Genomic DNA, 22,494 nt, shown 5'->3' with positions numbered 1-22,494 from the left:
GAGGTGAGGATTAATGAATAGTGTACCAATTAAAACAACCATCCCTATACAACCGGGAGATATCATTTATTCTTCAAAGAGTTTGTCGACTTTGTTAGTGGGTCATTGCGCTATTGTTGGACAAGACTACCATATTTATCATTCCCATCCAAAAGGAGCATTTTCGGATACCTTAAAACAGTTTATATCGCGTCACAAAAATAAAGGTAAAATAACGCTATTGCGCTCTCCACATGGTGCAGAGATTATCGCTAAATGGGCTCAAGAAAATATTTGCGAAGTGCAAAACTATCTTTTTCATCCACAATTAGGTAATAAAAAGATGAATTATTGCTCGAAATTTATTTGGCAAGCATACTGGCATGCGCTAGAAGAAGATATAACAGGCAATGATTTAACAATAAAGTCAATTAAACTAATACGCACGCCATATATACGTCATTCGCCATACCTGACAGAGATCGGAACTTGGAGAATAGTTGACCTACGAAAAAGTATCATTAATTAAAATGTTTGAAAATTCAAGCATTAATGTTGACAAAATAATTTGACCGTATTATGATAAGAGACAACATATAAACGGTTATAAGCGTTGACGAAGAGAAGTAGCTTATTTGCTTTACTAAAGAGAGCTAGTGGTTGGTGTGAACTAGTGTAAAGGATAAGTGAATGGACTTCTGAGCTTTCAAACCAAATCCCTTTACAAAAGGGTAGTAGGCTTTGACGAAATGTCTCGTCGTTATCTGAGACAGCTATTAGAGCTATATAGTATAGCTTTGATGGTAAAGTGGCTGACTTTCAGCTAACTAAGGTGGTACCACGGGTTTCCTCGTCCTTTTCGGATGAGGAAGCTTTTTTAATTTCAACTATATCAAGTAAATCGTTTGAGTAAGAGTAGTATGTGCGCCTCTATTATCACAGAGAGCCGGGATTTGCTGGGAACCGGTATAAGGAGCGAACAGAATGGACTTACGAGAGCTTTTCTGAACAGGTTCTAAGTAGGAAAAGCCGGGTGATTCCCGTTACCAAATCATCGAGTGGAAGTTTCAACCCTTCAACATAGAGGTGGCACCGCGGTATCAAACCGTCCCCTATACACGCTATTTTTGCGTGTATAGGGGATTTTTTTATTATCAAAAAAACAAGGAGCGATTCAAAAATGATGAAAGCAACTTCTCATACTATAATTTTTCAACAGAAACAGATAAATGGAGACACATTAACACCAATTTCAGTGTTTAATCGTATGGAAGGAAAAAAGAAGTTTTTATTAGAAAGCTCAAGCGGACATGGTGAAAAAGGAAGGTATTCTTTTATCGGCTTTGATCCTTTTAAAGAAATTGTAGGGGATGCGGAAGAGACGACTGTGTATGACAACCAAGAAAGCACACATTATTTTGAAGAGGGAAAACCCTTAGAAGTAGTGAAACGTCACATCCCACATCAAGCACTTGATCTACCATTCGCCTTTTATGGGGGAGCGATCGGTTACATTGGGTATGATACGATCCGTCAATACGAAGAGATAGGAACCCTACTGGAAGATGAAATCAAAATGCCAGATGTACACATTATGTTTTATCAAGATGTGGTCGTGTTTGATCATAAAAAGCAAACCGTAACAATTATTGCAACGAATTTAGATGGAAACCGAACGAAAGTGCAATTGCAGCAAAAGTTAGAGGATATTGAAATGGCTCTAAACACAATTGTAGACGAAAAAGTAGAAGATCTAATTAAAGTATCATTTGAACCTTCAATTGATCAACAAACATTTATGGGAATGGTTGAAAAAGCAAAACAACATATTACCGATGGAGACATTTTTCAAGTCGTATTATCACAACGGATGAAAGCAAGTTTTGATGTTGATCCTTTTACCTTTTATCGTAGGTTACGAATTGCAAACCCATCACCATATATGTTTTTTATAGATTTTGATCAGTACATTGTACTAGGTGCTTCACCAGAAAGTCTGATAAAGACAAAAGGAGATCAAGTGATTACCAATCCAATCGCAGGTACACGACCTAGAGGTGATTCTGAAGAGAAGGATCAAAGCTATGCCAAAGATTTACTTGCGGACGAAAAGGAAAGAGCAGAACACAAGATGTTAGTCGATTTAAGTCGTAATGATCTTGGCCGTGTCTGTGAGGTTGGTAGCCTTACGATTCCGAAGTATATGATGATTGAACGTTATCAACATGTTATGCACATTGTTTCAGAAGTCAAAGGAAAACTTAACAATAATATCACAGGCATTGATGCATTAATAGCAACATTACCAGCTGGAACTGTTTCTGGAGCGCCAAAGATTCGTGCGATGCAGATAATTAATAATTTGGAAACAAAAAAACGTGGCGTATATGCAGGGTCTGTTGGCTATATCAACATGAATGGTGATGTTGACTTAGCACTAGCAATTCGAACGATGGTAATCAAGGGAAAACAGGCATATGTGCAAGCAGGAGCGGGGATTGTATATGATTCTGAACCTGCAGCAGAATATCAGGAAACATTAAATAAAGCAAAGTCATTATTGGAGGTAAATTAAAGATGATCCTTTTAATTGATAATTATGATTCCTTTACTTACAACTTATTTCAATATATCTCTGAGTTAGATAAAGAAGTAAAAGTTGTTAGGAATGACAAAATAACAATAGATGAAATTAAAAAATTAAATCCAGAAGCAATCATTTTATCACCTGGACCAGGAACACCAGAAGAAGCAGGGATATGTATTGATGTTGTGAAACAGTTAGATGACACATTTCCTATTCTAGGTATATGTCTTGGGCATCAAGCGATAGGTGTTGCCTATGGTGCAACGGTAACGCACGCTAAAAATATTAAACACGGTAAGACGTCGATGATTAAGCATAATCAAGATGAGGTATTTCATTATTTAGAGCAGCCACTAGAAGTAATGCGTTATCACTCATTAGTAGTGAAGCAAGATACCGTACCAGATGTTCTTCAGGTTACAGCTACATCAATGGATGATCAAGAGATTATGGCGATGAAACATAATTATTTGCCAGTATATGGTTTGCAATTCCACCCAGAATCAATAGGAACGAATACAGGGAAACAAATGCTAGCGAACTTTTTCGCGGCTATCAAAAAGGAGCGGTCACATGAGACAATATCTTGAAAAAGTAACAAATCATGAGGATCTTACTTTAGTAGAAATGGAAGAAGCGGCTCGTGTTATGTTTGCTGAAGAAACTTCGGATACAGAGATTGGTGCATTTTTAACATCTTTAAAAGTAAAAGGAGAAACAGCAGATGAAATAGCTGGACTCGTGAATGTGATTCGAGAAAAATCATTAACAATTCCAAAAGAAATTCCAGGTGTAATGGATAATTGCGGAACTGGAGGAGATGGCTCACAAAGTTTTAATATTAGTACAACGTCAGCATTTGTTATCGCTGGAGCTGGAATAACCGTTGCAAAGCACGGTAATAGAAGTATTTCAAGTAAAACAGGTAGTGCAGATGTGTTAGAACAACTAGGTGTTTCACTGGCAATGACACCTGAACAAATGCAAGTTTTATTAAAAGAAAATGGTATAGCATTCTTATTTGCCCCTCATGTTCATCCAGCACTCAAACGTATGATGAAGGTGCGAAAAGAGTTACGGATCCCAACTATATTTAATTTAATCGGCCCACTGACAAATCCAGTTGCGTTAACTACCCAACTTTTAGGGATTTATCGTCGTGATCGATTAGAGCAAATGGCAAATGTATTGCATCGACTCGGTCGAAAACGAGCACTGATCTTAAATGGATCGGGACATATGGATGAAGCATCACTTGCTGGTGAAAATCATCTTGTACTATTGGAACTTGGCGAATTGATGCAATTTACACTTCATCCAGAAGAGGTAGGTTTACCAGTTTATGCTAATGAAGCAATTAAAGGTGGCGATGCTTTTGAAAATGCACAAATTCTTCGTGATGTGTTAGAAGGAAAACAAGGTGCTCATCGTGATATTGTGCTACTGAATGCTGGGTTGGCTATCTTTGCTAACGGAAAAGTACAAACAGTACAGGAAGGTGTTGATTTAGCGCGTGAAAGCATTGATTCAGGTGCAGCTTTAGCAAAATTGGACTATCTGATTAACTATAGCAATCAGCTAAAACAAGAGGTGTGAAGATGTCGACAATTTTAGAAGAAATCATACAAGAAAAAGAAAGAGAAGTTGTTATATTAAAGCAAACATATAAGACAAAAGGTAACTTGAAACAAAAACGGCATGTACAGTCATTATACGAAATGTTTATGCAGTCACAATACATTAATATTATTGCAGAGATTAAGAGGGCATCACCTTCTAAGGGGATGATCAATCCAGATGTCAACCCACCAGAACAAGGAAAACAGTATCAAGAACATGGTGCAGGTGCCATTTCTGTTTTAACTGATTATCCATTTTTTAAAGGAACCATGGATGACCTTTCTGCCGTCCGTGAAGCAGTTGATTTACCTGTTCTAAACAAAGACTTTATCATTGATGAGATTCAAATTAATCGCGCAAAAGATTATGGAGCAAACGTAATTCTGTTAATCGCAGCTGCACTACCAAAGCATCGGTTACAGCAACTATTCACATATGCAAGAGAGCAAGATTTAGAGGTGCTGTTTGAAGTGCATAACGAAGCTGAACTAAAGGTAGCAAAGGAAATTGGTGCTACTATCATCGGAATAAATAACCGAGACTTAAAGACATTTGAAGTTGATCTTGCTACAACAGAAAAATTAGCAGCTTTAATAGATACAGAAAAAACACTAGTTATTAGTGAGAGTGGTATTAAAACAACAGCTGATGTTGAACGAATAAAACAAGTGGGAGTACGTGGGATTTTAGTCGGTGAGACAATGATGCGCTCCAGACATCTAGAAAAAACATTTGCAGAGTTGCGAATCCAGTTGTGAAGGAGTGAAGCTAATGTTAACAAAGATTTGTGGAATTACAACAGTAGAAGCAGGAAGAGAAGCCGCCTTCGCTGGGGCCGATTTTATTGGATTTGTTTTTGCTGAGAGTAAGCGCCGAGTAACCAAAGAACAAGCGAAAGAAATTAGTGAAAAGCTCCCGCCAAATGTGAAAAAGGTTGGTGTTTTTGTAGATGAGGAACTTGGGACCATTCAAGAAATCGCTAGTATAGTTGGCTTAGATTATATTCAACTACATGGTGAAGAGTCGCCAGGTTTTTGTCAGAAAGTTGGTTATCCAGTCATAAAGGCTTTTCATATTCATGAACGTGGAGATCTTATGAAACTAGTAAATTATCAATGTGATTACTTTTTGCTAGACAGTCCTGCCGGTAAATACCGTGGTGGTAATGGAGAAGTATTTAACTGGTCATTGGCAAAAGATCTACCTTATCTTACAGGAAAAATTTTAGTAGCAGGTGGATTACATGCGGGTAATGTAAGAGAGGCAATCAGTGAAGTGAATCCAGCAGGTGTAGATGTCTCTAGTGGAGTGGAAACAGATGGAGTGAAGGATAAAGAAAAAATTAGAGCCTTTATTCATGAGGTTAAAAAGGAAAGGTGAAAAACGTGACACAATATAATCAACCAAATGAAACAGGACATTATGGGTCTTTTGGTGGTAGATTTATTCCAGAAACCTTAATGCCAGCCGTGATTGAACTAGAAAACGCCTATAAAGCAGCAATTAAAGATCCGGATTTTATCAAGGATATGCAGTACTATTTTCAGCAATATATTGGTAGAGAAACGCCTTTGTATTATGCCGAACGCCTTACCAAACATATAGGTGGTCCGAAAATATATTTAAAGCGTGAAGACTTGAACCATACTGGTGCCCATAAGATTAATAATGCGATTGGTCAAGCATTACTGACAGTACGAATGGGTAAGAAAAAAGTAGTTGCTGAAACAGGAGCAGGACAGCATGGTGTCGCAACAGCAACAGTTTGTGCTTTGCTAGGTTTGGAATGTATTATTTTTATGGGAAAAGAAGATATTCGCAGGCAAAAATTAAATGTGTTTCGGATGGAATTGCTTGGTGCACGTGTTGAAAGTGTTGATCAAGGGAGCGGCACGTTAAAAGATGCAGTTAATGAAGCGTTACGCTATTGGGTGAGTAATGTAGAAGATACACATTATATCATTGGATCTGTTGTTGGACCGCATCCTTTTCCACAAATTGTTCGTGACTTTCAGAGTGTAATTGGAGAAGAAACAAGGAGACAGATCCAAGAAGTTGAAGGAAAACTTCCGGATGCAGTAGTAGCTTGTATCGGTGGTGGAAGTAATGCAATGGGTATGTTTTATCCATTTGTAAATGATCAGGATGTGAAACTTTTTGGTGTTGAAGCAGGTGGGGCAGGTTTAGAGACAGGGAAACACGCCGCAACACTAACAGACGGATATGCAGGGATTCTACATGGAACGATGACATACCTGTTACAGGACGACAATGGACAAATCCAAGAAGCACACTCCATTTCTGCAGGCTTGGATTATCCAGGGGTAGGACCAGAACATAGTCATTTTAAAGAAATAGGTAGAGTAAGCTATCAATCCATTACAGATGATGAGGCACTTGAAGGTTTGAAACTATTATCAAAAACTGAAGGGATTATTCCTGCTTTAGAAAGTGCGCATGCAATTGCATATACAACAAAACTAGCGCAAGAGATGAATGAAAATGAAACGATTGTAATTTGTTTATCAGGTCGTGGTGATAAGGATGTTGAGACAATAAGAGAATCATTAGGAGGTGAAGCTGATGCCAAAGCAAAAAATTGATCAAGCATTTGCGCGTGTTTTAGAAAAGGGTAATAAAGCATTTGTCCCGTATATTATGGCAGGGGATGGTGGGTTAGATAAGCTTAACCAACAGTTAGCTTTTCTTGAAGAGAGTGGTGCAACTGTAGTTGAGTTAGGAATTCCGTTTTCCGACCCAGTAGCAGACGGTCCGACAATTCAAGAAGCGGGAATACGTGCATTGGCAAGTGGAGTCTCCCTTCGTGATGTATTAAATAAACTTGCTGACACAAAACAATCGCGAAATATTCCGATTGTGTTAATGACTTACATTAATCCGATTTTTGCTTATGGTGTTGGTGCGTTTGCAAAAGCTTGTGACGAAGCAGGTGTGGATGGGTTGATTATCCCAGACCTACCGTTAGAAGAGGAAGGGATAGTTGTTCCAGAACTTTCGGCTAATAGTATTGCGCTGATCAGATTAGCAGCCTTAACAAGTCCCAAAGAGAGATTAGCGGAAATCGCAAAACGGACAGAAGGTTTTTTATATGCTGTTACGGTAACTGGAACCACTGGTGCACGTACACAGTTTAAAGAAAACCTTGCAGCCCATTTAGCTTCTTTGAAAGAAATCAGTAATGTACCTGTTTTAGCAGGGTTCGGTGTATCAACACCAGAACATGTAAAAGAATTGACAGCAAATTGCGATGGCGTTGTAGTCGGAAGTCGAATTGTTGATTTATTACATCAAGGAGATCACGAAACAATCCGAGAATTAATTCAATCAGCTGTGCTATGATAAAATGATATCTTCACAAAACGTAGGATAAAAAGAGTCTGTTTCCATAAGGGATTTCGTTATCTATCACAACACTTTATTTTACACACTGAATTTTAAGTTGATATGTATGTGGAAAAGCGCTGTGTTTGCAGCGCTTTTTGTTCGCGAGAAAATATCCTATTCGATAAGAACTAAGCCATAATAAATATTTGATGTTTAAAGCCTTGTTCAACTAATCAGATAGTTGAAGAATAGAAAAAATTTTAAGTCAGTTTTTTTGGGAATTCTATAATCATTCCACCTTGTCTCACTCACTTCAACATTTGGTTCCGTTCTTCCATTTGAGGTGGTTCTTCCATCCAACCATTTTTAATCATTATTTTTGCCCCTTTATGAGCATATTCAAATATATCTTTCATAAAAATAGTAATTTTAGCTGGTAAATCATTTCGTAAACTAAAAGCAGTACCTAATGAGCCGCTTCCCATAGAAAAACTGCAAAAAAGACTAGTGCAATACAGCATCAATTTATCAGAAAAGGGTGCTAATGTTGAACGGGTTGCATTCCCCCCGGCTGTTTGAGGAGCTTGTAAACCGCTTTGAAGAAAGATTTCACTCAATTCTTTTACCATACTTTTAGCAAGTTCAGCACCCTCATTAAAGTAGTTCTTAACATCCTCAGTATTTGCACATTGAGCAAAACCTATAATCATTTGAAGCCCAGTAATATTTGATTCAATTGAATGATGAATTTGTGCAACTTCCACAGTGTTTAAAGATCGTTTTTCGCTAAATGGATTAGCGGAGAGTCCGCTCAAATAATGCTTATCTTTAACAAATTCAACTGATGTAGGCATTGAAACATGAGGGGATTTAACAAGCAATCCCTTTTTAAGTAAATATTGTGTACAAAGGTTATAATACTTCTGAGCAATGGTAGTTAATTCTTTAATAATAAGTACAATATCTTCTCGATAAGTCATTGTGATATTTAATGAGTGAAGCCCCATACTAATTTGTTTTAATAGGCGAACAAACATGATGTCAAAACCATTATCATATAATTTTGGTACCTCTTTTTTAACATCTTGAGTGGTGAACCCAATTGGTATTACAGCTCCTTCATTTTCTAAGGTTTCTTTGATGATACCAACGTAACTGTCAATCTCTCCATATAAATTATTCATAATTTCCTTGGCTTTTTCATCATCGGCTTTTTCTATAAAATATTCTAAAATACGTAAAATCATTGTATCTTCCTGATATGTAAGCCATAATACACCTAATTCAGATGACGTAATTGCTGATCTTTCTGGCATATAATCTCCTCCTAAAGTTTCTTTTTTAGGGTTAGTATAAGATGGCATATTTATTCATAATTATTTTTTATAATATTTCAATTTATTTTGAGGAATGGGTGTAGAATTCATTGCACATTTTAAATCTTTATAAGTAGTATTTTTGAAAAACTACAAAAATGAACTGTTACAAATAAATAAAGCACTCTTCTAAATAAAAGGAAGAGTGCTTTATTATGATCAACAGGCTACTATTTAGCTTTGTTTTCTTTTGCCATTGCTTCTAATGCTACTTCATTTAAAAAGTTAACTGGCTTATTGTAATGCGGTTGGAAGAAGAAGTCAGTTAAAGCTAACTGTTGAATCGTCATATCATTTGCAATTGCAACACTTAACGTATTAACAGCTTGCGTAAAGTCAGCATCTGAGATAATCTGTGCACCAACAATTCGACCATTATCAGGTACATATACAAGTTTTATTTTAATTAAGGCATTTTCTGGCATAAACTCTGGACGATAAGTGTCTTCAATATAAGCACTACGAACCGATAAACCAGCCGCTTCAGCTGCAGATTCTGTTAAACCTGTTGAAGCAATATTATGATTGTATATTTTCAAACCAGATGTTCCTTGTGTGCCAGGATAAGGTAGAGTTGCATTAACTAAATTATGCGCAACAATTGTCCCCATTCGAACTGCGTTGGTTGCTAATGGAATATATGCAGGTTCTTTTGTTGGGTTATAGAATACGGCACAACAGTCGCCAGCTGCATAAATATCTTTCACACTTGTTTGCATAAAGGAATCAACAATAATTGCACCACTTTCTAGCGTATTCACTTGGCCCTTAACTATATCAGAATTTGGGCGAAAGCCAATACACATCACGACTAAATCAGCTTCATATTCTCCTTTATCTGTAATAACTTTCTCTACAGTTTCTTTCCCTTCAAAAGCAGAAACAGTTTGACTTAAAGCTAAGTTAATTCCTTTTTCTTCAAAAGTCTCCTCTACAGGACTGGTAAATTTCTCATCCAAATAGCGGTTTAAGATTCGATCTTCACTATCAATTAATGTTACATTTTTCCCATTTTCTTCAAATGCTTCAACCAATTCAACGCCAATATAACCTGCTCCAACAACAACAACATTTTTTGCTGATTCAGAACGACGAATAATCTCCTTAGCATGATCAAAGTTTTTGCAAAGCACAACATTATTCAAGTCTGATCCAGGAATTGGAGGGGTAAATGGCCAAGAACCAGTAGTAATAATTAATTTATCAAATGTATGGTTTGAGCTTTCTCCAGTTTTTAAATTTTTTGCTTCTAGTTTTTTCTCTTGCACATCGCAACTGGTTACTTCATGTTCCATGTGCATTTGCACACCATTTTTGTTGAATTGTTCAACTGATGCATAGAATAGTCCATTTGGATCATCGACAACTCCACCAACATATAAGGCAATACCACAAGATAAGAATGAGACATTATCATTCTTTTCGAAAACCTCTATTTCTGCTTCTGGATATAAAGATATAATATTTGTAATTGCTGCTGTTCCAGCATGTGTACAACCGATAACGGCTACTTTCATTGTTATCATCCTCCATTTAAGTTCATTATTTCACATTAGGTTTTAAAATATGCATAAAATGTTTATAAACTTATTATATTATTATGTTAATAAATTCACAATAGTTATGCTCAAATTTTCACAAAAATATTAAAAATAAAAAGTTCTACCCGCTAGAGTAGAACTTTTCAATCTTTTAAGCATACATTTGGTCAATTTGTTTTTGTAATTTCTTATCGAGAACGTACTCGTCATAACTCATTTCTTTATCAATAATACCCTTTGGTGTGATTTCAATTAATCGATTAGCAATACTATTGATAAACTGTTGGTCATGAGATGTAAATAGTATAGAACCTTTGAATTTAATTAAACCATTGTTTAATGATGTAATTGATTCTAAGTCTAAGTGGTTAGTTGGTTCATCTAAAACAAGTACATTTGCATGGGCAAGCATCATTTTAGATAACATACAACGAACTTTTTCCCCACCAGATAACACATCAGCTGTTTTTAGTGCTTCTTCACCAGAGAACAACATCCGTCCTAAGAACCCACGTAAGAATGTCTCTGTTTGGTCTTCAGGTGGAGCGTACTGGCGTAACCAGTCAACAAGAGTCATTTTATTGCCTTCAAAGAATTCACTATTATCTTTCGGGAAATATGATTGGGAAGTTGTTACACCCCAACTGTAAGTTCCTTCATCAGGTTCCATTTCACCCATGATGATTTGGAAAAGAACTGTTTTTGCCAACTCATCTCTTCCAACAAAAGCAACCTTATCATTAGGTTTTAATATGAAGCTAACATTGTCTAACACCTTTTTACCATCAATTGTTTTCGAAATTCCTTCTACGCGTAATAGGTCATTACCGATTTCGCGATCAGGTGTAAAAGCCACATAAGGATATTTACGAGATGACGGTTTGATATCGTCCAATGTAATGTTATCTAGCATTTTTTTACGTGAAGTAGCTTGTTTAGATTTTGATGCATTGGCACTAAATCGTGCGACAAAGTTTTGTAACTCTTTAATTTTTTCTTCTTTTTTCTTATTTGCATCTTGAGCCATTTGCAAGGCTAACTGACTTGACTCATACCAAAAATCATAGTTACCAACATATAACTGAATTTTACCATAATCAACATCAGCAATATGTGTACATACTTTATTTAAAAAGTGACGGTCGTGTGATACAACAATAACCGTATTCTCAAAGTTAATTAAAAATTCTTCTAACCATTGAATCGCTAAGATATCCAAGTGGTTGGTAGGCTCATCTAATAATAGGATGTCAGGTGAACCAAATAGTGCCTGTGCTAATAATACCTTGACTTTATCAGAACCACTAAGCTCTGCCATCTTTTTGTCATGAAGTGTTTCACTGACCCCAAGACCCTTTAGTAAAACGGCAGCATCTGATTCAGCTTCCCAACCGTTTAATTCAGCAAACTCACCTTCTAATTCAGCAGCACGCATGCCATCTTCTTCAGAGAAATCACTCTTCATATAAATAGCGTCTTTTTCTTGCATTACTTCATATAGACGTGTGTGTCCCATAACCACTGTCTGCAATACTTCTTGTTCTTCATAAGCAAAGTGATCTTGCTTTAATACAGCTAAACGTTCATCTTTACCGAGTGATACATGTCCAGATTGTGCTTCCACGTCGCCAGAAAGAACTTTTAGAAAAGTAGATTTCCCAGCTCCATTTGCACCAATTAGCCCGTAGCAATTACCTGGTGTGAACTTGATATTAACATCTTCAAACAACTTTTTATCTCCAAAACGTAAACTTACATTCGTGGCCTGTAACATATATTTATTATTCCTCCAGAAAAAACATAATCAAAGCCTAGCTTAAGCGATTTAGACCTGTAAGTCAATTCTACAGGTAGAGAAAAGACAATTTAATGCTAATTAAATAAGAATATTTTATTTTTTAACTATTTTTAGTTGAAAAAGTTCAACAACTTTCCTGTTTATAGTAAAATTGTAATTATATTTAGATAGTTTGATGTGGTTTTTTAAAAAATATAAGAAAAATTGGAACGAAAATGAAATATCATACGTTTAGATATTAGAACTTAAGCATAATATTTGGAGGAGTTACTATCATGACAACGGGAATTGGCAAAAAGATTAAATACTATCGAACAAAAGCAAATATGACACAAGAAGAGTTAGCTAATGGTGTTGTATCTGTTTCTTACTTGTCAAAGATTGAACATAACACCGCTGAACCAAACAGTGAAGCAATTAAGCAATTGTGTGATAAATTACAGATCGAACCTACACGTCTTGAAGATGAACAGATTCCAGTATTAACACAGCAGTGGTTTACAGAACTGTTATATGGAAAACTTTCAACGGCACATGAAACTTTCCAAAAAATAAATGATGAATTCGAAAAAATTATTGATGCAGATTTATACTGGTTAGTTGAATTACATACATTACGATATTATCTGTTAACTAACCAAGATCAAAAGGCTAGAAATAAACATCAATGCTTAGAACAAAATAAGCATCTATTTAAAGATGTTGATTTATACTATTGGTATAAATTTTCAGGGTGTTTTCATGCAAGTAATTCCGCTTACTACCGAGCGTTTAAAAGTTTTAAACAAGCAGAGAAAAGTATCCAGGCAGATATGGAAAATTATCAACAAGAATTACATGATTTATATTATCACACAGCAAAAGTTTCTTCAGACTTGTATTTCACATTTCATGCGATGGTATATGCGAATAAGGCGCTCGATTATTATCGGAGTGTGTATCAACTGAAACGCTGTGCAGAATGTCATATGTTAATTGGTATTGCGAATAAACGAATGTACGAAACAGATGATGCGTTAAGAAGTCTAAAACTAGCAATGACAATAGCAAGTGAACAACAAGATCACCAGTTGTTAGCTGAGTGCAATCGACTTTTAGGAAAAGTTTATAAGAAAAATCAACAACCAACAAATGCTTTAAATTACTTTCATCGCAGTTATCAGTGGGTGAAAAATACTTTATCAAAAGAAGAATTAACTATTGCGGTAAATTTAATGAAAGAATACGTTGATCAAGATGATTTAATTCAAGCCGAAATTTGGTATGAGAAAGTAAAGGCAATTATAAAGAAAACGAAGCCAAAAAATTGTTTTGTTGTATATGAATTTAAAGTCTATCAATATCTGATTTTTGGCTTCTCTAATTCTTTTGAAGTGTTAATGCAGAAAGAGGTACTTCCTTTTTTAAAAGAGAAACAAATGCGGATGGAGTATGCTACCTATTTAAGAATAACAGCCGACTATTATTATCAAATGCGGAAATATAAATTGGCAGCAGATTATTATCAGGAAGCCTATCAATCAATTGATCAAATTAGAATGAAAGATAATAAATGAAAGTAGCCTCTATTTACTTTTGCTAGTAAATAGAGGTCTTTTCTATATGGAAATGTAAGTCATAAAATACGTGGTTGTTCTCTTTTATTCTTTTTTAAAAGATGTTAACATGTTTTTTATGTATTATGTATGGTTATTCTCCTCTCTACCTCCTCACAAACTTTCTTTCTATTCTCATTAAAAATTAGGGGTGCAATTATGAAAAAAGCTTTTAAGAATATTTACTATGGTTGGGTTATTGTCTTTATTGCTGGTTTAGGAATTTTTTTCTCAGGTCCAGGGCAGACATATTCCAATTCAGCATTTATTGATCAATATATTAATGACTTTGGCTGGAGTAGATCTCAAGTATCTGGTATTTATTCTGGAGCTACTTTAATGGCTGGGTTAATAATGATGTTAGTCGGTCGCTTCATTGATCGATTTGGACAGCGAATTATGATGGTCATTGTTGGAACACTGTTTGCTTTTGCTTGTTTTTATAGCAGTATGGTATCAAGCATTTGGATGCTTGCAATTGGATTTTTCTTAATTCGTTTGTTAGGTCAAGGGAGTATGTCATTAATTCCTAATACCCTCGTCGCGCAATGGTTTATTAAAAAACGCGGTTTTGCATTTAGCATCATGACACTAGGAAGTTTTATGAGTGCTGCACTATTTCCTATTATAAATACATGGCTGATTCAAACATGGGACTGGCGTTTTGCATGGCAGTTTTGGGGTGTTGCATTACTTGTTATCTTTGTTCCGTTTGCCTTATTTGGTGTTCGGAATAAGCCTGAAGATATTGGTTTAGTTCCGGATGGCAAAATAGACGCAGAAAAAAAAGAGCCGATCTTAGGTGCTGCAGCAGCTGACCCTGCGGAAGTGGATTGGACATTGCAAGAGGCAGCAAAAACAAGAACATTCTGGTTAATCTTAATATGTGTTGGTATTCCTGCAATGGTTAATACGGGAATCACTTTTCATATTTTTTCAATTTTTACAAATCAGGAATTATCAACAGAATTAGCTGCAACAGTACTTAGTTTAATGGCAGTTGCTGGTATACCAATGTCATTTCTGTCTGGTTATTTGACAGATAAATTTCCAACAAATTATTTACTTGTAGCAATATTTTTGATTGAAATCATTTTATTACTATTGCTGCTTGTTATGACAAACATAGCAATCGCACTTATATTTGGGGTGTTGTGGGGTTTTGCAAATGGTATGGAGCGAATCGGATTGAAGATTATCTGGCCTAACTATTTTGGGCGTAGATATATAGGAAGTATAAATGGAGTAGGTACTACAATGATTGTTTTAGGTTCTGCATTCGGTCCATTACCATTTGGACTTGGATTTGATCTATTCCAAAGTTACACACCAGTCCTTTTATTAACAATTATCTTTCCTTTATTAGGAGCAATTTTTGCTATGTTAGCCAAAAAACCATCCAAAGCACTACTTAAAAGCTAGGCGTTGTTATTAGTTAGTTCAGAAAATCTATAGACTCCGCATTAAAATCTTAGACTCACTCGCTACGTCAGCAAAGGCTTTCCCTTTCCACGGGCAGGGCTTTATGATGGGGCGAGTAATCGCAGCCCCACGGCCTCAGCTAAATTAGTAAAGCAAATAGCGCTTTACTAATTTAGCTGAAGCCGTGCCTGCGGAAAGGGAGCCAATTTCATTTGAGGAGCGGGTAAGTATCTATTGCGGAGTTTATCTCAACTACGAATGAAGATAATTAAATCACTAAAATAAAAAATCTCAGTTTCGAGCTAATTAATTGACTTACACTTTAATGGATTATTATACTGATTTTTGTGCAGGATAAGATTGCGGAAAAATACAAAAGCAATCCATACCTACATAAAAATTGGAGGGATGTAAGATGTCAAAGGATTTTTACACAGCCATTAAAGATAGACGCACGATTTATGGCATTAGTAACGAAGAAATTGTCTCACAAGAACGAATTGAAGAAGTAGTGAAATATGCTGTGAAACATACACCATATGCTTTTAACTCTCAGAGTGGACGTGTGGTCGTATTATTTGGTGAGCAACATCAAGCGCTATGGGATATTACAAAAGAAACCTTACGTAAAATTGTTCCAGCCGAAAACTTTGCAGCTACGGAAGAAAGAGTTGACAGCTTTGCAAGTGGTTATGGAACAGTGTTGTTTTTTGAAGACCAAGAAGTTGTAGAAGGATTACAAAAACAAATGGAGTTGTATAAAGATAACTTCCCAATCTGGTCCGACCAATCTTCAGGCATGTTACAATATAACGTATGGACATCATTAGACATAGAGGGATTAGGTGCATCTTTACAGCACTATAATCCACTAATTGATGATGAAGTAAAAGAAAAATGGGATATTCCATCTAGCTGGCTGTTAAGAGCTCAAATGCCATTCGGTAAACCAGTTGCTCCAGCTGGAGAAAAAGAATTTCAACCATTAGATGAACGTGTTAAAATTTATAAATAAGAACTAAAAGAAGCGAATCTCTCTTTAAAAGGAGAATTCGCTTTTTTTTACTATAATTAATCCCGATCCCCACCAAAAAGGTCAAATAACCCGCCTGCAACACTACCTTCGCCCTTTGAACCACCATTTTTAGGAGCAGCAGAGAAAACACGACTTGCTAGACGGCTAAATGGTAGTGACTGCACCCATACAGTGCCAGGTCCTCGTAGTGTAGCGAAAAACAAACCTTCACCACCAAATAACGCTGTTTTAATACCGCTAACAAATTCAATGTTATAATCAACATCACCAGTCATGGCTACAAGACACCCTGTATCGACACGTAATGTCTCACCAACACCGAGTTCGCGTTTATACATCGTTCCACCAGCGTGAACAAATGCCATCCCATCGCCTTCTAGCTTTTGCATGATAAAACCTTCTCCACCAAAGAAGCCAGTGCCAATTCGACGCTGAAATTCTATTCCGACTGAAACCCCTTTTGCAGCAGCCAAAAATGCATCCTTTTGACAAATTAATTTACCATCAATTTCGCTTAAATCCATTGGTATGATTTTACCAGGATAAGGAGAAGCAAAAGAAACCCGTCTCTTATCAATTCCTTCATTGGTAAAAGCGGTCATAAACAAGCTCTCTCCACTTATTACACGTTTTCCGGCACCTATTAATTTACCAACTAATCCACCGCCACTACTAGAAGACCCATCACCAAAAATGGTTTCCATACGGATTTTGTCATCCATCATCATTAAGCTACCTGCTTCAGCGATTACCGTTTCATCTGGATCTAGTTCAACCTCGACAAACTGCATATCATCCCCATAAAGCTTGTAATCAATCTCATGATTGTTCAAATGTATCGCTCCTTCCATCGTTATCTTTAAATAGTACGATAGAAAACCTAAAATATCCTTCTTTTAACTATTATTTCTTCAAGTTCAGTTTAATGTAATTATCATCTGTATTTTTATCCACAACGATGCTTTCTACATATTTTTTTAAAAACTTATCTGAGACATCATACCACCGCTCAAATCGATTATCATGAAAAAGGTCATCTTTATTTAATTCTTCCGTTCCAGCAAAAAAACGTTGGTTTAATAAAACCATTGACTTAGATAAATAGTTGATTTCATCCTTAGAGAGTACAGTGCTATTTTTTAATCTTGAATAAGCTAGATCATAAGCAAACTCACCAAAGTATGTTCTAGCGTGGTCATCAAAATGCTGTAAGTTTGGATTATTACTGTTTGTTTTTGTAGCCCAGTTAGCGACATCTACTATTTTTGTATTATATTCTATTGTAGAATTAGTAGCATCATAATCAAGTACACCATATTGTTGTGGATAAACAGCTAATGAACTTGTTGCAATATCATATATGGATTTCGTTTCATGAATATTTTGCGCATGAATATGTCCAGATAATACAAGAGATACATTATAAGTACTATATAAAGCTTTAATTTCATTACTATTATTAAGGGTGTAGTTATTATTTAGTGCAACATTATGTGTTGCTAAATTGTGGTGCATGACCGGAATAATTGTAGCCCCTTGTTCCTCTGCTAATGAAAAGGAAGCTTCAATCCATTTAAGCGTATGACTGGATAGTTCGCCACTTATCTCAGGTGATCCCTTATCTAAATTCTCATCATATTGATTTGTATCTATCATTAATAACCAGATGTCTTTAGATGGTGCTACTAAATAACTGAGAGAGGTTGGATCTTCTGAAATCGCCTCATCATAACCAAAATCAGTATAAATCTCACTGAATTCTTCAGCGTTGATGGTTTCAACATTATATTGGTGAGTTGATTTAAATCTACGTGCCCATGGGTTGTTAATATCATGGTTGCCAGGTATGACATATACTGTCGTTCCGTTATCTTCAATAGCCTTAAGTTTATTAGCTATATCGACATGACTTTGTCTTTCTCCATTAGTTGTTAAGTCACCACTTATAATTAAAACGCTAGGTTGTTCGTTGCTTACTTCATAAGAAAAAGCATCGATGATAGTGTCCATGTCCTGCAGTTGTTTTCCATCACCTGATTGGATAAAATCTTCAAATGCTTCACCGTTATCAGTCAAGCTCTCCGATAAGTAATGCCAATCTGTTGTGACAAAAAAGGTCATATCTTGATTTTCGGAAATAGTTGCATCGATTTCCTTGAATATAAACTTAGGGTTGTCCTCTAGAGCATTACAACCAGATAAAAAAGCTACTAAAATAATTAGAAAAAAGTATTTCATCGGAATCCACCTAATGTTAAAGATGCAATTAGTATAAACCATTAGTAGCAGTTTGACACTTTTATTTCGTTATCTGCACCATCATTAGATGTCCTATCCATCCTGTTCGCAAATGTGATAAAGTAGAAGGAGTATCCGAATAGGAAGGATTTGAATTTGATGAGTAAAACAGTTGTATTAGCAGAAAAACCTTCTGTTGGCCGTGATATAGCTCGTGTATTAAATTGCACGAAAAAAGCAAACGGTTATTTTGAAGGTTCAAAATATATTGTGACATGGGCGCTTGGGCATTTGGTGACCCTTGCAGATCCAGAAACATACGATGATAAATTTAAAACATGGAAACTTGAAGACTTGCCAATGCTTCCAGCTAACTTAAAGCTGGTTGTTATGAAAAAGACCGGTAAGCAATTTCAAACGGTTAAAGCACAGCTAAACCGCAAGGATGTTTCATCTGTAGTGATCGCAACTGACGCTGGTCGTGAAGGTGAACTTGTAGCGCGTTGGATTTTGGAAAAAGCACGTATAAATAAGCCTGTAAAGCGTTTATGGATTTCTTCTGTAACAGATAAAGCAATTCGCGATGGCTTCAATAACTTAAAACCGGGTAAGCAATATGAAAATCTCTATCAATCAGCTGTGGCGCGATCTGAAGCGGATTGGTATGTTGGCTTGAATGCAACTCGAGCACTAACAACAAAATTTAATGCACAATTATCAAGTGGTCGTGTTCAAACGCCCACTTTAGCGATGATTGCTAAACGTGAAGAGGAGATAAAAAACTTTAAGCCAAAAGATTTTTATGGCCTTGAAGCAAAAACAAAGCAAGGTTTTAAATTAACATGGCGAAATCAACAAAACGAAACACGTATTTTCGCTAAAGACAAAGCAGAAAAATTAGCAACAACGTTAAAAAATAAACAAGCGACAATTACAGCAATAACTAAAAATGAAAAAAAGAGCTTTGCGCCACCATTATATGATTTAACCAGCTTGCAACAAGAAGCGAATAAGGCGTTTGGTTTTTCAGGTAAGCAGACGTTATCGATTATGCAAAAACTCTATGAACAGCATAAAGTGTTGACTTACCCACGTACAGATTCGCGTTTTCTATCAGCTGATATTGTTCCGACACTAAAAGACCGAGTCCAAGCTTGTGGAGTCGATCAGTACGCAAAAACAGCTGCCATGATTACTAAACAAGGAATCAAAGCAAATAAGTCGTTTGTTGATGATAAAAAAGTATCTGACCACCATGCTATTATCCCAACAGAACAGCCTGTGATTCTGTCAGAATTAGAGGATAAAGAACGCAAAATTTATGATCTTGTTGTCAAACGATTCTTGGCAGTTTTATCAAAACCTTACATTTATGAACAAACAACTGTTGAAGTCGCGATTGGAGAGGAACGGTTTACAGCTAAAGGTAAAAAAGTTAAAGACCTTGGCTGGAAAGAAGTGTATCAAAATCGTTATCAAGATGATCGAGAAGCAGATGATGAACAAACATTACCTTCTTTAAATAAAGGAGAAGTGTTGGCTGACACTACCGTTCGTGTTACAACAGGGCAAACAAAACCCCCGTCACGCTTCACAGAGGGTACGTTGTTAGAAGCAATGGAGAATCCAGTCAAGTATATGGATCAACAAGATAAACAACTGGTTAAGACGATTCACCAAACAGGTGGACTAGGCACAGTGGCAACAAGAGCAGATATCATTGAGAAGCTTTTCAAGACAAACTATGTTGAAAGCAAAGGAAAGACGCTGTATACGACGTCAAAGGGTCGTCAATTACTGGAGATCGTACCAGAAGACTTACAATCTCCAATTTTAACAGCTGAATGGGAGCAGAAATTAACGAAGATTGCCAAAGGTGATTTGGCAAAAGATACATTTATAAAAGAAATGAAAAGTTATGCAACAACAGTAGTTCGTGAAATTAAAAATAGTAAAGAAAGTTACAAGCATGACAATATAACCGGAACCAAATGTCCGAATTGCGGTAAGTTGATGCTTGAGATAAATGGGAAGAATGGTAGGATGCTTGTTTGTCAGGATCGTTCCTGTGGAGAGAAAAAGCATATTGCCCGTAAAACAAATGCCCGTTGTCCAAATTGCCATAAGAAAATGGAAATGCGCGGTGAAGGAGAAGGACAAACCTTCACGTGTAGCTGTGGGCATCGCGAAAAACTTTCTGCCTTCCAAAAACGCAAAGAGAAAAACAGTCAGCAGAAAGCATCAAAACGTGATGTAAATAAATATGTAAAACAAGAAAAAGAAGAACTAACAAATCCAGCATTAGCGGAAGCATTAGCTAAATGGAAAAAATAATATAATGTATAACGCCGGCATATTCTATAGGATATGCTGGTTTTGCTAAAGAATAGTGTATTAAATGTCCACCAAGCCCTTGAATAGTAGGATTTTAGTATGAATAACGTACTAAATGTACAAAAGCTTTCAAAAAGAACTACACCGGTTCAGCTAATTGCATTTTAAGTCATCGTCAAAGGAATAGGATTTTCATTTGTACAGAGAATATCTTCTTGCCATTAGGTTCCTACTATTATATAGTTTAAATGTTATTGTTAATAATAATCTGTATATCTAACATAAGAAATAAGCCTCTAGACTTAAACATAAATATGCCTATGTACCATGTTGGTGATAGGAAAAAACAGTTAAGCTGGCTGATAGATTAGTAATAAGTTAAAAGTTCTATTAGCTGTTAAGGGGGAAAACAAGTGAAAACAAGAAAGATTTATCTTCTTTTTTCGGACACTGGCACATTGTTAACAAGAACTATCAATCTATATACGAAGACAACATTAAATCATGCTTCAATTGCATTAGATAGGCAGTTAAATCATGTATATAGCTTTGGAAGAAAACGACCTAGTAATCCATTTATAGCTGGATTCATCAAAGAGAATTTACAGACACCTTTTTTTAATAACACAAAGTGTGCGGTATACCGATTAACAATATCTGAACGAGAATATCAATTATTGCAACAACGTATCATGGTAATGGAAGCAAGTAAGCACTTATATCGTTATAATTTATTAGGTTTATTCGGAGTCATGTTAAATAAAGAATTGGAAAGAGATAATGCCTATTTTTGTTCGCAATTTGTTGCTGACTTACTAGAGGAATGCGGTGCATATCACATAGAAAAACCTACTTGTTTAATTAAGCCACAGGACTTAAGAGAGTGGCATGAATTAGAATTAATCTATCAAGGTGACTTACGCAGTTATCCTTATTTTTCATCCCGCTCTAAAACAACAATTGCAGAAAAATGGAATAGATCAAATGTAAAACTTGGTTAAGTTAAGCCAAGTTTTTTTGTTGTTTGTTACGTTACCTCCTACAATTACGCCTCAAGTCTTACTCGAAAATATAGCCCCAGTCCATTATGAGAAATAGCAGCAAAGGTTAAGATAGATACATGGAAGGAGGGAATGGAACATGAAAACATTTTTATTAGTAGTAATCGCGACAATAACAGGTATTGTTTTATTAGCCACTTTGGGACCAATAATTTTACTAGCAATTAGTATAGCCATTGCCTATTACGCAGTACGAAGATTTATTTTAACTGATTCATTCGGAGGAAAAATAGGCTGGGCAATTATTGCATTAATTGGTATATCCCTTTCCTTATCAAACACAGCGGCGTTTGTAGGACTTGTAGCTTTTACACTGCTATATTACACCTATAAAAAGTGGAAACAACCCAAGCAAGACACATACGAAGAAAACTGGGTTATCGATTAATATATAACTATTTTCTGAAAGATTGCTATTAGTGACAGAGTATATATAAAATGCACATTAAGAACATAAACCATTTAGTCAGTAGTAAGTTGCCGCTCCTCAAATGAAATTGGCTCCCTTTCCGCAGGCACGACCTCAACTAATTTTTAGAAGAAGATCACTTCTAAAAATGGA

At 35.9% G+C, this 22,494-nt stretch carries 19 protein-coding genes and 2 other annotated features; of the genes, 14 read left to right on the top strand and 5 right to left on the bottom strand.

Annotation, left to right across the window (positions count from 1 at the left end):
* The first annotated feature begins 13 nt into the window (after nucleotides 1-13).
* The 8 genes from D2K40_RS09175 (at nucleotide 14) to trpA (ending at nucleotide 7,546) form a co-directional block, all read left to right on the top strand.
* Nucleotides 14-508 carry a YiiX/YebB-like N1pC/P60 family cysteine hydrolase gene (locus D2K40_RS09175; RefSeq protein ID WP_117155229.1) on the top strand — a complete coding sequence of 165 codons (495 nt, stop codon included), beginning with the start codon at nucleotides 14-16 and terminating at the stop codon, nucleotides 506-508.
* A gap of 75 nt (nucleotides 509-583) precedes the next feature.
* Nucleotides 584-840: a binding site (T-box leader), on the top strand.
* A gap of 34 nt (nucleotides 841-874) precedes the next feature.
* Nucleotides 875-1,095: a binding site (T-box leader), on the top strand.
* Between the two features lie 64 nt (nucleotides 1,096-1,159).
* Nucleotides 1,160-2,554: an anthranilate synthase component I gene (gene trpE, locus D2K40_RS09170; protein ID WP_188618805.1), complete on the top strand. Its 1,395-nt coding sequence runs from the start codon at nucleotides 1,160-1,162 to the stop codon at nucleotides 2,552-2,554.
* 2 nt (nucleotides 2,555-2,556) lie between these two features.
* Nucleotides 2,557-3,156 carry an anthranilate synthase component II gene (locus D2K40_RS09165; RefSeq protein WP_117155227.1) on the top strand — a complete coding sequence of 200 codons (600 nt, stop codon included), beginning with the start codon at nucleotides 2,557-2,559 and terminating at the stop codon, nucleotides 3,154-3,156.
* The gene (trpD, locus tag D2K40_RS09160; RefSeq protein ID WP_117155225.1) at nucleotides 3,140-4,162 is read left to right on the top strand and encodes an anthranilate phosphoribosyltransferase; all 1,023 of its coding nucleotides are present in this window, start codon (nucleotides 3,140-3,142) and stop codon (nucleotides 4,160-4,162) included. Before D2K40_RS09165 ends, trpD begins: the two co-directional genes overlap by 17 nt.
* Before the next feature lie 2 nt (nucleotides 4,163-4,164).
* Entirely contained in the window at nucleotides 4,165-4,944 is a 780-nt protein-coding gene (gene trpC / locus D2K40_RS09155; protein WP_117155223.1) for an indole-3-glycerol phosphate synthase TrpC, read from the top strand.
* A gap of 13 nt (nucleotides 4,945-4,957) precedes the next feature.
* Nucleotides 4,958-5,566 (top strand): phosphoribosylanthranilate isomerase, encoded by a 609-nt coding sequence (locus tag D2K40_RS09150; protein WP_117155221.1) that lies wholly within the window; start codon nucleotides 4,958-4,960, stop codon nucleotides 5,564-5,566.
* Nucleotides 5,567-5,571: 5 nt separating this feature from the next.
* Complete coding sequence (gene trpB, locus D2K40_RS09145) at nucleotides 5,572-6,789, top strand: tryptophan synthase subunit beta (RefSeq protein WP_117155219.1); 1,218 nt, start codon at nucleotides 5,572-5,574, stop codon at nucleotides 6,787-6,789.
* Nucleotides 6,770-7,546, top strand: coding sequence for a tryptophan synthase subunit alpha (gene trpA, locus D2K40_RS09140; RefSeq protein WP_117155217.1), 777 nt, complete (start codon nucleotides 6,770-6,772; stop codon nucleotides 7,544-7,546). Before trpB ends, trpA begins: the two co-directional genes overlap by 20 nt.
* A gap of 293 nt (nucleotides 7,547-7,839) precedes the next feature.
* On the opposite strand, the gene D2K40_RS09135 is transcribed toward trpA, so the two are convergent.
* From D2K40_RS09135 to D2K40_RS09125, 3 genes are all read right to left on the bottom strand, one after another.
* On the bottom strand, nucleotides 7,840-8,847 hold the full coding sequence (locus D2K40_RS09135) for a DUF3231 family protein (RefSeq protein ID WP_117155215.1): 1,008 nt from the start codon (nucleotides 8,845-8,847) through the stop codon (nucleotides 7,840-7,842).
* Nucleotides 8,848-9,077: 230 nt separating this feature from the next.
* Nucleotides 9,078-10,424: an FAD-dependent oxidoreductase gene (locus tag D2K40_RS09130; protein ID WP_117155213.1), complete on the bottom strand. Its 1,347-nt coding sequence runs from the start codon at nucleotides 10,422-10,424 to the stop codon at nucleotides 9,078-9,080.
* A gap of 175 nt (nucleotides 10,425-10,599) precedes the next feature.
* Nucleotides 10,600-12,222, bottom strand: a complete 1,623-nt coding sequence (locus D2K40_RS09125) for an ABC-F family ATP-binding cassette domain-containing protein (RefSeq protein ID WP_117155211.1) — start codon at nucleotides 12,220-12,222, stop codon at nucleotides 10,600-10,602.
* A 299-nt stretch (nucleotides 12,223-12,521) separates the two neighbouring features.
* On the opposite strand from D2K40_RS09125, the gene D2K40_RS09120 reads away from it, so the two are divergent.
* The 3 genes from D2K40_RS09120 to D2K40_RS09110 all read left to right on the top strand — a co-directional run bounded on the left by D2K40_RS09120 (nucleotide 12,522) and on the right by D2K40_RS09110 (nucleotide 16,278).
* Nucleotides 12,522-13,802 (top strand): helix-turn-helix domain-containing protein, encoded by a 1,281-nt coding sequence (locus D2K40_RS09120; RefSeq protein WP_117155209.1) that lies wholly within the window; start codon nucleotides 12,522-12,524, stop codon nucleotides 13,800-13,802.
* A 198-nt stretch (nucleotides 13,803-14,000) separates the two neighbouring features.
* Nucleotides 14,001-15,263, top strand: coding sequence for an MFS transporter (locus D2K40_RS09115; protein ID WP_117155207.1), 1,263 nt, complete (start codon nucleotides 14,001-14,003; stop codon nucleotides 15,261-15,263).
* A 415-nt stretch (nucleotides 15,264-15,678) separates the two neighbouring features.
* Nucleotides 15,679-16,278, top strand: a complete 600-nt coding sequence (locus D2K40_RS09110) for a nitroreductase family protein (protein WP_117155205.1) — start codon at nucleotides 15,679-15,681, stop codon at nucleotides 16,276-16,278.
* 56 nt (nucleotides 16,279-16,334) lie between these two features.
* On the opposite strand, the gene D2K40_RS09105 is transcribed toward D2K40_RS09110, so the two are convergent.
* Complete coding sequence (locus tag D2K40_RS09105) at nucleotides 16,335-17,132, bottom strand: TIGR00266 family protein (RefSeq protein ID WP_117155203.1); 798 nt, start codon at nucleotides 17,130-17,132, stop codon at nucleotides 16,335-16,337.
* 70 nt (nucleotides 17,133-17,202) lie between these two features.
* Nucleotides 17,203-18,537 carry a metallophosphoesterase gene (locus D2K40_RS09100; protein ID WP_162879181.1) on the bottom strand — a complete coding sequence of 445 codons (1,335 nt, stop codon included), beginning with the start codon at nucleotides 18,535-18,537 and terminating at the stop codon, nucleotides 17,203-17,205.
* A gap of 159 nt (nucleotides 18,538-18,696) precedes the next feature.
* Between D2K40_RS09100 and D2K40_RS09095 the strand changes: the two genes are divergently transcribed.
* From D2K40_RS09095 to D2K40_RS09085, 3 genes are all read left to right on the top strand, one after another.
* Entirely contained in the window at nucleotides 18,697-20,871 is a 2,175-nt protein-coding gene (locus D2K40_RS09095; RefSeq protein ID WP_117155199.1) for a DNA topoisomerase III, read from the top strand.
* A 413-nt stretch (nucleotides 20,872-21,284) separates the two neighbouring features.
* Nucleotides 21,285-21,872 (top strand): hypothetical protein, encoded by a 588-nt coding sequence (locus D2K40_RS09090; protein ID WP_117155197.1) that lies wholly within the window; start codon nucleotides 21,285-21,287, stop codon nucleotides 21,870-21,872.
* A 139-nt stretch (nucleotides 21,873-22,011) separates the two neighbouring features.
* Entirely contained in the window at nucleotides 22,012-22,320 is a 309-nt protein-coding gene (locus tag D2K40_RS09085; protein ID WP_117155195.1) for a lmo0954 family membrane protein, read from the top strand.
* Nucleotides 22,321-22,494: the final 174 nt, after the last annotated feature.

It is taken from the genome of Paraliobacillus quinghaiensis, assembly GCF_003426025.1.
GTDB lineage: Bacteria > Bacillota > Bacilli > Bacillales > Amphibacillaceae > Paraliobacillus_A > Paraliobacillus_A quinghaiensis.
Note: the sequence above shows the minus strand (reverse complement) of the source record. Positions and strands in the feature narration are given on the sequence as shown.